Annotated in this window: 9 protein-coding genes and 2 rRNA genes; all 11 read right to left on the bottom strand. The window is 36.3% G+C overall.

The window, feature by feature from the left end; translation table 11 throughout:
- Positions 1–22 precede the first annotated feature (22 nt).
- Positions 23–2,948, bottom strand: a 23S ribosomal RNA gene (locus G9F70_RS00055).
- Positions 2,949–3,284: 336 nt separating this feature from the next.
- Positions 3,285–4,803, bottom strand: a 16S ribosomal RNA gene (locus G9F70_RS00050).
- The 16S and 23S rRNA genes sit together here, the layout of an rRNA operon.
- Before the next feature lie 532 nt (positions 4,804–5,335).
- Complete coding sequence (locus G9F70_RS00045) at positions 5,336–5,590, bottom strand: hypothetical protein (RefSeq protein ID WP_224617360.1); 255 nt, start codon at positions 5,588–5,590, stop codon at positions 5,336–5,338.
- Entirely contained in the window at positions 5,559–6,782 is a 1,224-nt protein-coding gene (locus G9F70_RS00040) for a transposase (protein WP_224617359.1), read from the bottom strand. Before G9F70_RS00040 ends, G9F70_RS00045 begins: the two co-directional genes overlap by 32 nt.
- A 154-nt stretch (positions 6,783–6,936) precedes the next feature.
- Positions 6,937–9,507, bottom strand: a complete 2,571-nt coding sequence (gene gyrA, locus G9F70_RS00035) for a DNA gyrase subunit A (protein WP_164945980.1) — start codon at positions 9,505–9,507, stop codon at positions 6,937–6,939.
- 89 nt (positions 9,508–9,596) lie between these two features.
- On the bottom strand, positions 9,597–11,501 hold the full coding sequence (gyrB, locus tag G9F70_RS00030; protein ID WP_164945979.1) for a DNA topoisomerase (ATP-hydrolyzing) subunit B: 1,905 nt from the start codon (positions 11,499–11,501) through the stop codon (positions 9,597–9,599).
- Between the two features lie 20 nt (positions 11,502–11,521).
- The gene (gene remB, locus G9F70_RS00025; RefSeq protein ID WP_124998854.1) at positions 11,522–11,785 is read right to left on the bottom strand and encodes an extracellular matrix regulator RemB; all 264 of its coding nucleotides are present in this window, start codon (positions 11,783–11,785) and stop codon (positions 11,522–11,524) included.
- A gap of 40 nt (positions 11,786–11,825) precedes the next feature.
- The gene (gene recF / locus G9F70_RS00020; RefSeq protein WP_164945978.1) at positions 11,826–12,917 is read right to left on the bottom strand and encodes a DNA replication/repair protein RecF; all 1,092 of its coding nucleotides are present in this window, start codon (positions 12,915–12,917) and stop codon (positions 11,826–11,828) included.
- 144 nt (positions 12,918–13,061) lie between these two features.
- A complete protein-coding gene (locus G9F70_RS00015; protein WP_124998850.1) occupies positions 13,062–13,268 on the bottom strand; it encodes an RNA-binding S4 domain-containing protein in 207 nt (68 codons plus the stop codon).
- Positions 13,269–13,306: 38 nt separating this feature from the next.
- Complete coding sequence (gene dnaN, locus G9F70_RS00010; RefSeq protein WP_164945977.1) at positions 13,307–14,416, bottom strand: DNA polymerase III subunit beta; 1,110 nt, start codon at positions 14,414–14,416, stop codon at positions 13,307–13,309.
- Positions 14,417–14,687: 271 nt separating this feature from the next.
- Positions 14,688–15,716, bottom strand: a 1,029-nt coding sequence (dnaA, locus tag G9F70_RS00005; protein ID WP_224617358.1) for a chromosomal replication initiator protein DnaA, incomplete at its 5' end; no start/stop codon positions are given.

Here is a 15,716-nt window from a genome sequence, read left to right as displayed (position 1 = left end):
AAGCTTACGCTTTATATATATTAAGGTCAAGCCCTCGACTTATTAGTATTAGTCAGCTGAACATGTTACCATGCTTACACCTCTAACCTATCAACCTGGTGTTCTTCCAGGAGTCTTACTAACACCGTGCTTACGCACGAGTTATGGGAAATCTCATCTCAGGGTGGGCTTCACGCTTAGATGCTTTCAGCGTTTATCCCTTCCAAACATAGCTACCCAGCGATGCCACTGGCGTGACAACTGGTGCACCAGAGGTTTGTCCATCCCGGTCCTCTCGTACTAAGGACAGCTCCCTTCAAATTTCCTACGCCCGCGACGGATAGGGACCGAACTGTCTCACGACGTTCTGAACCCAGCTCGCGTGCCGCTTTAATGGGCGAACAGCCCAACCCTTGGGACCTACTTCAGCCCCAGGATGCGACGAGCCGACATCGAGGTGCCAAACCTCCCCGTCGATGTGGACTCTTGGGGGAGATCAGCCTGTTATCCCCGAGGTAGCTTTTATCCGTTGAGCGATGGCCCTCCCACGAGGTACCACCGGATCACTAAGTCCGACTTTCGTCCCTGCTCCACTTGTAGGTGTCGCAGTCAGGCTCCCTTCTGCCTTTGCACTCTTCGCGCGATTTCCAACCGCGCTGAGGGAACCTTTGAGCGCCTCCGTTACTTTTTTGGAGGCGACCGCCCCAGTCAAACTGCCCACCTAACAATGTCCTGTGACCAGATTCATGGCCTCCAGTTAGAACCTCAGTACTGTCAGGGTGGTATCCCAAGGATGACTCCACACAGGCTGACGCCCATGTTTCTCAGTCTCCCACCTATCCTGTACAGACAATACCGAAATTCAATGCTAAGCTACAGTAAAGCTCTACGGGGTCTTTCCGTCCAATCGCGGGTAGCCAGCATCTTCACTGGCACTACAATTTCGCCGGATGTGCTGTTGAGACAGTGCCCAAATCATTACGCCATTCGTGCGGGTCGGAACTTACCCGACAAGGAATTTCGCTACCTTAGGACCGTTATAGTTACGGCCGCCGTTTACTGGGGCTTAAGTTCATACCTTCGCTTGCGCTAAGTAATCCCCTTAACCTTCCAGCACCGGGCAGGCGTCAGCCCCTATACATCAGCTTTCGCTTTAGCAGAGACCTGTGTTTTTGCTAAACAGTTGCTTGGGCCTATTCTCTGCGACCTACTTTCGTAGGCACCCCTTCTCCCGAAGTTACGGGGTCAATTTGCCGAGTTCCTTAACAGCAATTCTTCCGATGGTCTTAGGATTCTCTCCTCACCTACCTGTGTCGGTTTGCGGTACGGGCACCAATATCCTCGATAGAGACTTTTCTTGGCAGCGTGGAATCAGATACTTCAGGAATAAATTCCCTTCCCCATAACATCTCAACGTTCCGAGCAAACGGATTTGCCTGCTTGCTCCGCCTAAATGCTTAGACACACATCCAATAGTGTGCACATCTTATCCTCCTGCGTCATCCCATTTCTAATAACGTCCATTGGTGGTATCGGAATATCAACCGATTGTCCATCACCTACGCCTTTCGGCCTCGGCTTAGGTCCCGACTAACCCTGAGAGGACGAGCCTTCCTCAGGAAACCTTAGGTTTTCGACCGTTAAGATTCTCACTTAACTCTCGCTACTTATGCCAACATTCTCACTTCTGTACCGTCCACCACTCCTTACGGTATGACTTCAGCCAGTACAGAAAGCTCCTCTACCGCGTACACATAGTGTACACCCATAGCTTCGGTGGTAAGTTTTAGCCCCGGACATCTTCGGCGCAGGATCTCTTGACTAGTGAGCTATTACGCACTCTTTGAATGAGTGGCTGCTTCTGAGCCAACATCCTAGTTGTCTTAGAAATCCCACATCCTTTTCCACTTAACTTACACTTTGGGACCTTAGCTGATGGTCTGGGCTGTTTCCCTTTTGACTACGGATCTTATCATTCGCAGTCTGACTGCCGAAATAAAAGTATATGGCATTCGGAGTTTGATAGGGTTCAGTAACTGTTGTCAGCCCCTAGCCCATTCAGTGCTCTACCTCCATTACTCAATTAATCGACGCTAGCCCTAAAGCTATTTCGAGGAGAACCAGCTATCTCCGAGTTCGATTGGAATTTCTCCGCTATCCACAGCTCATCCCATGGTTTTTCAACACCAACGTGGTTCGGACCTCCACGGAATTTTACTTCCGCTTCATCCTGGCCATGGATAGGTCACCCGGTTTCGGGTCTACGACATGCAACTATAGCGCCCTATTCAGACTTGGTTTCCCTTCGGCTCCGTACCTTAAGTACTTAACCTTGCTACATATCGTAACTCGTTGGCTCGTTCTACAAAAAGCACGCCGTCACACATAAAAAGTGCTCCGACCGGTTGTAGGCACACGGTTTCAGGTTCTATTTCACTCCCCTTCCGGGGTTCTTTTCACCTTTCCCTCACGGTACTTCTTCACTATCGGTCACTAGGTAGTATTTAGCCTTGGGAGGTGGTCCTCCCTGCTTCCCACAAGGTTTCACGTGTCTCGTGGTACTCTGGATTAGATCTGACTGTTTTTCCTTTTCATTTACAGGCCTATTACCTTCTGCGGAGCAGCTTTCCAGCTATCTTCAATTAAGGAATTGCAGTATTTATGATCTATCCTCAACCCCTAGGTCAAAGACCTAGGTTTGGGCTCTTTCCCTTTCGCTCGCCGCTACTTAGGAAATCGATGTTTCTTTCTCTTCCTCCGGGTACTTAGATGTTTCAGTTCCCCGGGTCTACCTCTGCATACCTATTTATTCAGTATGCAGTACATAGTTGTTACTATGTGGGTTCCCCCATTCGGAAATCTTTGGATCACTGGCTATTTGCGCCTACCCAAAGCTTATCGCAGCTTAACGCGTCCTTCTTCGGCTCCTAGTGCCAAGGCATTCGCCATGCGCCCTTTGTAGCTTAACCTTTATTCTTGTCTATTATCATAGACAAGCTTATCTACTTGCGTAGATAATTTCGTTTATTTACATAAACCTTTTAATTCATTTTGCGAAATTGTATTAAATTCATCTATACACCACTTACATGGCTTTAACTTATTAAAACAACTTTAATTTCACTGTGCAATTTTCAAAGAACATTTTTAGAAAGATTAAATTATTAGTAAGCTCCAAAGAGTTAACTAAATTAGTCTCTCAAAATTAAACAGAGAATAGGTTACGAGTAATTACAGTAGATGTTTTGAAGAATAACTAAATTCTTCTTGTTGCATTGACCGAAGTCTTTGCATCTACTCCCTAGAAAGGAGGTGATCCAGCCGCAGGTTCTCCTACGGCTACCTTGTTACGACTTCACCCCAATCATCAATCCCACCTTCGGCCGCTGGCTCCTTACGGTTACCTCACGGACTTCGGGTGTTACCAACTCTCATGGTGTGACGGGCGGTGTGTACAAGGCCCGGGAACGTATTCACCGCGACATGCTGATTCGCGATTACTAGCAACTCCGGCTTCATGTAGGCGAGTTGCAGCCTACAATCCGAACTGGGATGAGTTTTTGAGTTTGGCTCCACCTTGCGGTCTTGCATCTCTTTGTACTCACCATTGTAGCACGTGTGTAGCCCTAGACATAAGGGGCATGATGATTTGACGTCATCCCCACCTTCCTCCCGGTTAACCCGGGCAGTCTCACTAGAGTGCTCAACTAAATGGTAGCAACTAATGATAAGGGTTGCGCTCGTTGCGGGACTTAACCCAACATCTCACGACACGAGCTGACGACAACCATGCACCACCTGTCACCCTGTCCCGAAGGACTTCGCCCATCTCTGGGTTATGCAGGGGATGTCAAGTCTAGGTAAGGTTCTTCGCGTTGCTTCGAATTAAACCACATGCTCCGCTGCTTGTGCGGGCCCCCGTCAATTCCTTTGAGTTTTAATCTTGCGATCGTACTCCCCAGGCGGAATACTTATTGTGTTAACTGCGGCACCGAGGTTCGACCCCCGACACCTAGTATTCATCGTTTACGGCGTGGACTACCAGGGTATCTAATCCTGTTTGCTCCCCACGCTTTCATGCCTCAGCGTCAGTTACAGTCCAGTAAGTCGCCTTCGCCACTGGTGTTCTTCCTAATCTCTACGCATTTCACCGCTACACTAGGAATTCCACTTACCTCTCCTGCACTCTAGACACCCAGTTTCAAATGCAGCACCCAAGTTAAGCTCGGGTATTTCACATCTGACTTAAATGTCCGCCTACGCATCCTTTACGCCCAGTAAATCCGGACAACGCTTGCCACCTACGTATTACCGCGGCTGCTGGCACGTAGTTAGCCGTGGCTTCCTCCTCTGGTACCGTCATTATCGTCCCAGAAGACAGAACTTTACAACCCGAAGGCCTTCATCATTCACGCGGCGTTGCTGCGTCAGGGTTTCCCCCATTGCGCAATATTCCCCACTGCTGCCTCCCGTAGGAGTCTGGACCGTGTCTCAGTTCCAATGTGGCCGATCACCCTCTCAGGTCGGCTACGCATCGTTGCCTTGGTGGGCCGTTACCTCACCAACTAGCTAATGCGCCGCGGGTCCATCTCAAAGTGGAATCTTCTAAAAGAAAAATCCTTTGATGTTTCGATCATGCGACCAAAACATATTATGCGGTATTAATCTCCCTTTCGGGAGGCTATTCCCCTCTTTGAGGCAGGTTACCCACGTGTTACTCACCCGTCCGCCGCTAATCCACCCCGAAGGGTTTCATCGCTCGACTTGCATGTGTTAGGCACGCCGCCAGCGTTCGTCCTGAGCCAGGATCAAACTCTCAATTTAAAAGTTTACACTTTTTATTTGAAATGAATAATCTGCAACCACTGTTAAGCTGGTTAGCAAGCTCATTACATACTTTTTAGTCTTACGACTAAAATTACTTTTTTTATCTAAAGTAATTAACTGATCAAGCGAAATATCATTTCGCTATTTTACCTATTTCTCTGTTTAATTTTCAAAGACCAACTTGTTTTGTCATCATGTGACGACTTCTACAATTCTACTATTTAATTCTTAATTTGTCAATATATTTTTCTATTTTTTTAAATATTATTTTAATTTTAGAAAACTACTTAACTTTTAAAACTAAATCGCTACTGTTTCTTCTTCGTGACGACAAAGAGTATTGTACCAAATATATCCCATCATATATTTTAAGTAACTCTATTTCTTAGTAGATTAAACTCATTTTTCTATATATATCTTTATTTTTCTCTATTTTACTGCTTAAGATACACTAGGTTCATTATATTATAAAGAACAAAATCTCCCTACGGTCGAGTAAAAACCCTTATGCCAAGCAAATATGATAATTTCATCGTCCTTTAATTATCATATTTGCATCACATTCTGGGCATAGAACAATAGGACTACCACTCTTCTTGTCAAATTCCTCAGGTGTATAACATTCAAACGCAACAAATTCTGGTACCTCTTCTTCATACCCACATTTCTTACATTTAAAAAGTATCATCTTATCGGGCCCCTCTGTTTGAAATGGTATCTCCCTTTCATCCATTTTAATTTTAAAAATCCTTTTAATACGTTCCCATATCATAAATATACCCATACTTTCTGTGCCAAATTTGGAATAACTCCATTAGCTGACCGCATTTTGAACATTTCCCTGGATCTTTAGAAAAATTAATAATCATTAATTCTCTATACTTCATTTTTCTTATTTCCTTTTTCCAATTTATTTTTAATGTGTACTGAATTGCTTTAAGCCCACTTTTTATGTATTGCAATAAACCAAAACATTTTCTAATCTTTATACTTATACTTCCAGCATATACTCCATATAATCTAACCATTTTAAAATATTTAGGCGATATATGCATTAGTAACCTGCCTATAAACACTTGTGCCGTAACTGTTTCTTCTACTCTCTCATTAGTTTCATGACTCTTATACCAAAACGTTACATTTTTCCCATCATAGCTAAGTATTCTATATTCTGCTATCGCAGGTCTTGCTAAATATCTACCGATATATCTTGCTGCACCTCTTGCACTTTTCATTCTTGATTTGGCATTTATGTAAAATCCGTTAGGATAATCTTTGAACATTTTTAAGTACTCTGCTTTTTTATCTGGGTTTTTACTAACCATATAATTTATTAATTTGTACTGCCAAACTTTTCTAAAATATTTATAGTCAAAGAATTCCATATCCTTAACTTCATTATCCCTTGTTTTTATTTCTGGAACCAATGCATGCACATGTGGGTTAAACCCTATATTCCTTCCAAAAGTATGCACTACGCCAATCATTCCACTTTGCCAAAGCACTCCACCTTTTTTGCTTCTTTTCTTCTTTTTATATTCTTCTCTATTTTTATAGTTTACACCATTTGCAAACTCATTTATAACCTCATATACCATGTCTTGCAGGTCTTTCAGACTCTCTCTATTCCAAAAAAAATATTTTCTGTACTCAGTCGGTATCGTAAAAACACAATGCCTATGTGGAACATCCAAGATTTTACTTACTTGTTTCTCTACCCATTCGCTTATGTATTTTTTACCACATTTACTACAAAACCTACTTTTACATGTAAATCCTATTTTAAATACTTCCAGACATTTTAAACATATGTACGCAACAAAACCTAATGAAATATCTCCACATCCTATCATTTTCATTACTTCGATATTCATATGTTCTCTCATCTTTTCAGGATACTTTTCTTTATTCAATTTCCAAAACTTTGAATAATTATCTTCAAATATTTGTTTTATGGTAATCTTATTTTTTCTCATGATTTAATCATCTCATATTTATCTGATTTTTTCTATATATCTTTTAGCTAGAATGTTATCCACAGCGGCTTCCGCAAGCTGTTTCCTATATAATAAAAAAAGTACTTATCCCATTTTTTTTGAGATAAGTACTTTAATTTTATAATATTATGTTTTAATCTTCTGTTTCAGAAGCTGTATCATCAGCTATATCGTCATTTACTTCATCATTTATATCTATGTCTTCTTCTGCCTTGAAATGCGTTTCTTCCATTTCTTCTAGTAAAGAATCCTCCAATTTACATGAATCATGCTCTAAATTAATTTCATCACTACAATTTATTTTAGCTATAGCAACGATATTATCTCCTTCTCCATTCTTCATTAAAGTAACTCCCATGGTATTTCTACTTGTAGTTGATATGCCAGATACATTCAACCTTATAACAACACCATTACTGTTTATAAGTATCATTTCATCTCCGTCTTTTACTATTCTAGCACCTACAAGTTTTCCTGTTTTCTCTGATACCTTATAAGTTATTACGCCTTTACCACCTCTATGTTGAAGTGTGTATTGCGAAACTAGGGTTCTTTTTCCAAAACCCTTTTCACTTATAACTAACAGTTCTTCTTCAGGTTTAACAATATTCATAGACACTACGATGTCATCTTGTCTCAAAGTTAATGCCTTAACTCCAGTTGCAGTTCTTCCCATATCTCTTACATCTTTTTCACTAAATCTTATAGAATAACCATTTTTTGTAGCAAATAGCATTTCACTATCTCCAGTGGTTATCGCAGCTCCGATTAGTTCATCATCTTCTCTTAAATTGATTGCATTTAAACCATTCTTCCTTATAGAAGAATATTTATCAAGTGATGTTTTCTTAATTAAACCATGTTTTGTTCCCATTATAAGAAAATTATCCTCTGTAAATTCTTTAAGAGATATAACCGCTTGAATTTTATCGTCATTAGCGAGTGGTATAATATTTACTAAGTTTGTTCCCTTAGCTGTTCTTCCACCTTCAGGAATTTCATATGCCTTTAATCTAAATGCTTTTCCTTTGTTTGTAAATAACAAAAGATTATTATGAGTGGAGGTTATAAATATATGTTCTACAAAGTCATCTTCTTTCGTAGTAACACCTTGTATTCCTCTACCCCCTCTTTTTTGGGCACTATAAGTATCAGCTGGAAGCCTCTTTATATAACCTGCATGAGTTAGCGTTATTACAACATCTGTTTCTTGAATTAAATCTTCCTCATCTATGCTATATGGATTTTTTTCTATTGCTGTTCTTCTAGTATCACCATATTTATTTCTAATCTCTATAAGCTCATCTTTTATTATGTTAAGTAATACTGTTTCATCTGCTAAGATTCCTTTTAAATAATTAACGGTTTTCATTATTTCGTTATACTCATCTTCAATCTTATCTCTTTCAAGCCCTGTAAGTCTTCCAAGTCTCATTTCAACAATAGCAACGGCTTGTTTTTCTGATAGTTCAAACGCATTTATTAAACTTTCTTTGGCTTCACTAATGCTTTTAGATGCTCTTATTAAACGAATTACTTCATCAATGTGGTCTAGTGCTATTTTCATACCTTCTAAGATATGGGCCCTAGCTAATGCTTTATCTAAATCAAATTGAGTTCTCCTTCTTACTACGTCCTTTTGATGATCTAAATAATGTACTAAACATTGTTTTAAGTTTAATGTTTGTGGCTCTCCATTTACAAGGGCTATCATTATAACTCCAAAAGTGTCTTGCATCCTAGTATGTTTAAATAGCCTATTTAATACTATATTAGAATTTGCATCCCTTTTTAATTCTATAACAATTCTCATGCCTTCTCTATCTGATTCATCTCGAAGGTCGGATATTCCATCTATTTTCTTATCTTTTACTAAATCTGCAATACCTTCTATAAGTTTTGCTTTATTAACTTGATAAGGTAATTCTGTTACTATTATTGAATTCCTGCCCTTATTCTCTTCAATGTCTGTTTTAGCTCTTACCAGGATTCTTCCTCGCCCTGTTTCATAAGCACTTTTTATTCCCGCTCTCCCTAGAATAATTCCTGCTGTAGGAAAATCTGGTCCTTTTATTTTTGTCATTAACTCACTTATTTCAACTTCTGAATCTTCAATAAGCATTAATACTCCATCTATAACTTCTATTAAGTTATGGGGAGGTATATTGGTTGCCATACCTACTGCAATACCAGTTGATCCATTAACTAGAAGATTGGGGAATCTTGATGGTAGAACTGATGGTTCTTTTTCTTCTTCATCAAAGTTAGGAACAAAATCTACTGTCTCTTTATTAATATCACGAAGCATCTGTGTTGTAATTTTGCTCATTTTAGCTTCTGTATATCTCATTGCAGCCGCTCCGTCACCATCTACAGAACCAAAATTTCCATGACCATCAACCAAAATACATCTTTGAGAAAAGTCTTGAGCCATTCTAACTAATGCGCCATATACTGCAGTATCACCATGTGGATGATACTTACCTAAAACGTCTCCAACAATTCTGGCACACTTTCTATATCCCTTTTCTGGTGTTAATCCTAGTTCATGCATAGAGAATAATATTCTTCTATGAACAGGTTTAAGTCCATCCCGTACATCTGGAAGCGCACGACTTACGATAACGCTCATAGCATAATCTATATAAGATTTTTTCATTTCGGACCTTATATCAATAGGTAAAATTTTTCCCTGATTATTCATCTGTTACACCTCTTCAAACAAAATATTTTAACAACACACAGAAAATGATACCGTTATTCTCCATGCGCTTCTGTAATTGTACTAATCTACTATATATCTAAGTTAAGCACTTTCTTAGCATTTTCTTGTATAAACTCTCTGCGAGGTTCTACTTTATCGCCCATAAGAATAGTAAATATCTCGTCTGCTGCCATTGCATCCTCTACATGGACCTGAAGGAGGACTCTCTCCTCTGGGTTCATTGTTGTATCCCAAAGTTGATGTGCATCCATTTCTCCAAGACCTTTATATCTTTGGATATCAATGTTACTATCTTTTCCACCGATTTCCTCAAGATAATTCTTTAACTGTTCATCACTATATACATAGTGATCTTTCTTACCTTTAGTAACCTTAAATAGTGGAGGTTGAGCTACATATACGTGTCCGCCTTCTACTAATTCTTTCATGTATCTATAGAAGAATGTTAGTAGTAGCGTTCTAATATGTGCTCCATCTACGTCCGCATCTGTCATAATAATAATACGATCGTATCTTATTTTTTTTACATCAAAATCCTTACCTATACCAGCACCAAATGCTGTTATCATAGCCCGAATTTCGAGTGATGCCAGCATCTTATCAATTCTTTGCTTTTCAACATTCATTATTTTTCCTTTAAGGGGAAGTATAGCTTGGAATTTTCTATCTCTACCCTGCTTTGCAGATCCTCCAGCGGAATCTCCTTCGACCAAGTATATTTCACATTCCATAGGATCTTTTGAAGCACAATCTGATAATTTTCCAGGAAGAGTAGTACTTTCAAGTATAGATTTTCGTCTTGTAAGTTCTCTTGCTTTTTTTGCTGCATCACGAGCTCTAGCTGCATTTAATGATTTATCTATTATTTTTTTACCAAGCTCAGGATTTTCCTCTAGAACATTACTGATTGCCTCGCCAACTATTCCATCAACTATGCCTCTTACTTCGCTATTTCCAAGTTTAGTTTTTGTTTGACCTTCAAATTGAGGATCTGTAAGCTTTATAGATATTACTGCAGTAAGACCTTCTCGTACATCCTCACCAGATAGATTTTTATCATTTTCTTTTAAGAAACCAAATTTTTTAGCATAATCATTTACTATTCTTGTTAAAGCAGACTTAAAACCAACTAGGTGCGTTCCACCTTCCACTGTATCTATATTATTAGCAAAAGAAAATAAGTTTTCAGTGTATGTATCATTGTATTGCAATGCTATTTCAACAATATACTCATTCTTACGTCCTTCAATGTATATAGTATCGTGGATTTTACCTTTATTTCTATTTAGATAATCTACAAAGGATCTTATTCCACCTTCATATAAAAATTCTTGTTTTTTATCTTCTCTCTCATCTGTAAGTGTTATTCTTATACCTTTATTTAAGAAAGCGAGCTCTCTAAGTCTTTGAGATACTGTTTCATAATCAAAATCAATTTCCTCAAAAATTTCTGCATCAGGCATAAAGAAAATTTTTGTTCCATGTTCCTGAGTTGTTCCTATGTTTACTAGTGTACTAGTAGTTTTTCCCTTTGAAAATGTTTGTTTCCATATTTCTCCATCAACGCTAACTTCAACTTCACAAATTTCAGACAGTGCATTAACTACAGATGCCCCAACACCATGGAGGCCACCAGATACTTTGTACGCTCCACCACCAAATTTTCCACCTGCATGAAGTACAGTCATTATAACTTCTACAGTAGGTATTTTCATTTTATGATGCATTCCTACAGGCATACCTCGACCATCATCCATAACAGTTATAGAATTATCTGGATGTATAAATACATCAATATTTTTACAAAAACCTGCCATTGCCTCATCTATACTATTGTCTACAATTTCATAAACTAGATGATGAAGTCCACGAATACTGGTGCTTCCTATATACATACCAGGTCTTTTTCTTACTGCTTCTAATCCTTCAAGTACTTGTATTTGACTCTCGTCATAAATATTATTTATTTCCATGTATATCCTCCTAATCTAATCTACAGCGCATAATATACAGTTTCTGTTCTCTTGCATAGCGTTTGTGATGATATGGGCGATAGATATATTTTACTTTTTTTATCTACCTCAGCAATAACAAATGATTTAGCCGTATTTTTTGTTATCCTTTCTACAAAACCATCTTCTTCAGCCATTCTTAAAAATTGAATAGTGTCCGAACTATACATAGTAGTTTCCATGTCAAATATACCTATAATGTCTTTTATAGGTACTACTACATTTTCTCCTAAATGTAAAAACATATAATATCCTCCTTAATAATACATCGTACCTTATTTCAATCTATGTAATTTCTTTTAATTTGCCCGACATAACCTCAAATATCTTATTTTCAGGTTTTAAATATTTTCTTATATCGAAAGTTCCAGTACAAGTAATTAATGTTTGAATTTCTTTTATAGAATTTAATATATATTCTTGCCTTTTTGTATCTAATTCAGACAAAACATCATCAAGTAATAATACTGGATATTCTCCAGTTAGTTCTTTTATTATTGCCAGCGCTGCAAATTTAATGGTTAAAACTGCAGTTCTCTGTTGTCCTTGAGACCCAAATGTCTTAGCATCTGTGCCATTAAGTTCTATAGAAAAATCCTCTCTATGTGGACCTATTGATGTGGTTTTAGTTTCTATATCTCTTTTTCTATTCTTACATAGGAGCATATATAAATTTTCTTGTATATTATCTAAATCCCTAATAGGTGTTAAATATTTAATTTCTATTTCTTCACTTTTAGATGTTATATCACTATGTATTATTTTTCCCTTTTGGTTTAATTTCTCTATATAATTAATTCTATTTTTTATTATAATTGCACCAAATTCACTAAGTTGTTTATCATATACATCTATAATATCACTGTTTGTGTTCCATTTTTTTATAGTCAGATTCCTCTCATTTAAAACTTTTTTATATTGAGTTAAGCTATGGTAGTACCGGCGGCTTAATTTACATAGTTCTATATCTAAAAATTTTCGTCTGTATGATGGAGATTCTTTAACAATACTTAAATCTTCAGGAGAAAACATAATAACATTGAAGCTTCCTACCAATTCTGACAATTTTTGAATTTTTATAGAATTTATATTAACGCCTTTTCTGCCTTCTTTAAAAATTTTTATTTCTATCTTTTTATCGAGTCTGGTTTTGCATACATAAAGCTTTATATATGCTTCTGTTCCATTCCAGTTTATTAATTCTTTATCTCTATTGGTCCTGTGAGATTTAGCTAAACTACAATAATAAATTGCTTCTAAAATATTTGTTTTACCTTGGGCATTATCTCCCACAAATACATTAGTTCCTTTATTTAATTCTATAAATAACCCGTCAAAATTTCTAAAATTTAGAAGCTGTAAATATTTTATATGCATACAATCACCTAATACAATTATAACATATATATATATAATTTTATTATTTAATATGTATAAATAAATTCACTTAATTTAAAAAATTATAGACATAAATTGTGCACCGGATAATATCTAAAGATTTTCCGGTGCATTCATATAATTTTAAACTATTTTATAACCTTCACCATTAAATTCTATTATATCGCCTTTAGTTAATTTTTTACCCCTTTGAGTTTCTATTTCACCATTAACTTTGATATCTTGATTTTTGATATAGTATTTTGCCTCTGTTCCTAAACAAGCTATTCCAGCCCACTTTAGAAAAGAATCTAATTTTATTATATCTGTTTCAATTTTTATTTCATTCATTTTAAAACCTTCTTTTCTTAATTATTATTATAAATATTTTAATTATTTGTAGCTCTTATTCTTACTGGCAATACCATATAGGTACAATTATTTTTTTCTTTATTTCTTACTACACAAGGATTAACACCACTAGAAAATTCCATAAGTATTTCGTCCTCTTCCATTATTTTAAGAAGTTCTATTAGATATTTTGAATTAAATGCAATTTGAAGAGGTTCTCCTTGCAAAATTATATTAATTTCTTCTCTTGATTTTCCCAATTGAGAATTAGAAGTTATTATCATATTATCTTCTTCTATGTTAAATTTAACTAAATTCGTATTTCCTTCTTTTGCCATAAGAGAAGCTCTTTCTATACAGTTTAATAATTCAGATCTTTTAGCTGTTATTTTTAAATTATATTCTTCAGGTATTATCGAATTATATTTTATGAATTCACCTTCTAGTAATCTTGATATAACTTTTGTTTTCCCAATATTAAATAGTATATGGTTTGGTGTGAAAGTTATATTAACGGGCTCATCTGTTTCTTCTAATATTTTTGATACTTCACTTAATGTTTTGCCTGGAATTACAGCAGTTATAAAAGAATCATTATCTACTGGTTCACTTCTAAATGCAACTCTATAACCATCTAGTGCTACAAGATTAAGCTTTTTATCTTTTATTTCAAATAGGACTCCTGTAAGAATTGGTCTAGTTTCATCTTGAGCAACTGCAAAAATAGTACCTTTCATCATGTTCTTCAACACTTTTTGAGAAATTGAAAAAATCATATTTTCTATTATATTAGGTAAACTTGGATAGTCCTCACTGTTCATGTGAATTATAGTAGCGTAGGATTTTTGGCAAACTATTTTAATAGCATTATTATCGTCTGTTGTTATCTCAATTGTATTATTAGGTAATTTCCTTATTATTTCACCGAATAGCTTTGAATCTAATACTATACTTCCGTCTTCTATAACTTCTGCAGTAATCTTAGCTTCAATGCTTAAGTCAATATCAGATCCTATAAGAGTTACTTCGCTGTCTTTAGCAACCAGTAATATACCTTGAAGTACAGGCATAGTTGATTTTCCAGTAATAGCTTTTTGAACATTTGAAATTGCTTCTTGTAATATATTTTTTTCACATATAAATTTCATAAAAAAAAGACCTCCTTATCCACATGGGAAATTTATTAAAGATAGGTAAGATAATAATCTAAAAATAGTAGTAATAGTAGTAGGGCCTGTTGATATGTTAGGAACCTATCTTAGGCTTTATACAGCAACAAAGCTAGGTAAAACTATTTGTGGATAAGTATGCAAAAAAAAATCATAGTTATCCACAATACCCACAGCTAGGTTTTATGTATTATTTTATACACAGGATTATATATAAAGAGTATCAACACCTGTTAGTAAAAAAAATTTACTATTTTTGACTTATCTTTTTAGTGAGTTCTGCTACGTTATCTTGCAAATTTTCATCTTCTTTAAGACCTTTTGAAATTTTCTCACAGGCATGGATTACAGTTGTATGATCGCGACCTCCAAATTCCTCACCTATTTTAGGCAGTGACATATCTGTAAGCTTTCTACATAAATACATTGCGATTTGTCTTGGGAAGGTTATGTTCCTAGTCCTTCTTGAAGATTTAAAATCCTCAACTTTTAAATTAAAATAGCTAGAAACTATATCTTGGATTAGCTCGATAGTTACTTGCTTTGAATTTCTACTAGAAATAATATCTTTAAGTGCTTCTGATGCTAAATCTATTCCAATTTCTTTATTAGTTAGAGAAGAAAAAGCTACTATTCTAATAAGAGCACCTTCTAGTTCCCGTATATTGGATTTTATTTTAGTAGCAATATAGACCATTACTTCATTTGGAATATTTAAATTTTCTACATCTGCTTTCTTCTTTAATATGGCGATTCTAGTTTCAAAATCAGGTGGTTGTATATCAGCTATAAGACCCCATTCAAATCTAGAACGCAGCCTATCCTCTAGGGTTGGGATCTCTTTAGGAGGTCTATCACTAGATAAGATAATTTGCTTATTTGCTTCATGAAGATCGTTAAATGTATGAAAGAATTCCTCCTGTGTACGTTCTTTTCCTGCAATAAATTGAATATCATCGATTAGAAGTACATCTACATTTCTGTACTTATTTCTAAATTCTACGTTTTTGTCATCTTTAATAGAATTTATAAGTTCATTTGTAAATTTTTCAGAAGAAACGTAAACAACCTTGGATTTTGGGTTGTTTGATAATATATAATGACCAATAGCATGCATTAAATGTGTTTTTCCAAGACCAACGCCTCCATAAATAAATAGCGGGTTATAGGCCTTAGCAGGTGATTCGGCTACAGCAAGAGACGCAGCATGGGCAAATCTATTACTATTTCCAATTACAAAAGAATCAAATGTATACTTTGGGTTTAGTGTTGCAGACAT

The sequence above is a fragment of the Clostridium sp. FP1 genome, from assembly GCF_011065975.2.
Lineage (GTDB): Bacteria > Bacillota > Clostridia > Clostridiales > Clostridiaceae > Clostridium_AD > Clostridium_AD tagluense.
The sequence above is the reverse complement of the archived record's forward strand: the minus strand, read 5'-3'. Positions and strand labels throughout refer to the sequence as shown.

What these genes read in the sequence shown, in the direction of transcription:
- G9F70_RS00045 (WP_224617360.1), bottom strand. Translation starts at nt 5,590, where the DNA reads ATGGGTATATTTATGATATGGGAACGTATTAAAAGGATTTTTAAAATT.
- G9F70_RS00040 (WP_224617359.1), bottom strand. Translation starts at nt 6,782, where the DNA reads ATGAGAAAAAATAAGATTACCATAAAACAAATATTTGAAGATAATTAT.
- gyrA (WP_164945980.1), bottom strand. Translation starts at nt 9,507, where the DNA reads ATGAATAATCAGGGAAAAATTTTACCTATTGATATAAGGTCCGAAATG.
- gyrB (WP_164945979.1), bottom strand. Translation starts at nt 11,501, where the DNA reads ATGGAAATAAATAATATTTATGACGAGAGTCAAATACAAGTACTTGAA.
- remB (WP_124998854.1), bottom strand. Translation starts at nt 11,785, where the DNA reads ATGTTTTTACATTTAGGAGAAAATGTAGTAGTACCTATAAAAGACATT.
- recF (WP_164945978.1), bottom strand. Translation starts at nt 12,917, where the DNA reads ATGCATATAAAATATTTACAGCTTCTAAATTTTAGAAATTTTGACGGG.
- G9F70_RS00015 (WP_124998850.1), bottom strand. Translation starts at nt 13,268, where the DNA reads ATGAATGAAATAAAAATTGAAACAGATATAATAAAATTAGATTCTTTT.
- dnaN (WP_164945977.1), bottom strand. Translation starts at nt 14,416, where the DNA reads ATGAAATTTATATGTGAAAAAAATATATTACAAGAAGCAATTTCAAAT.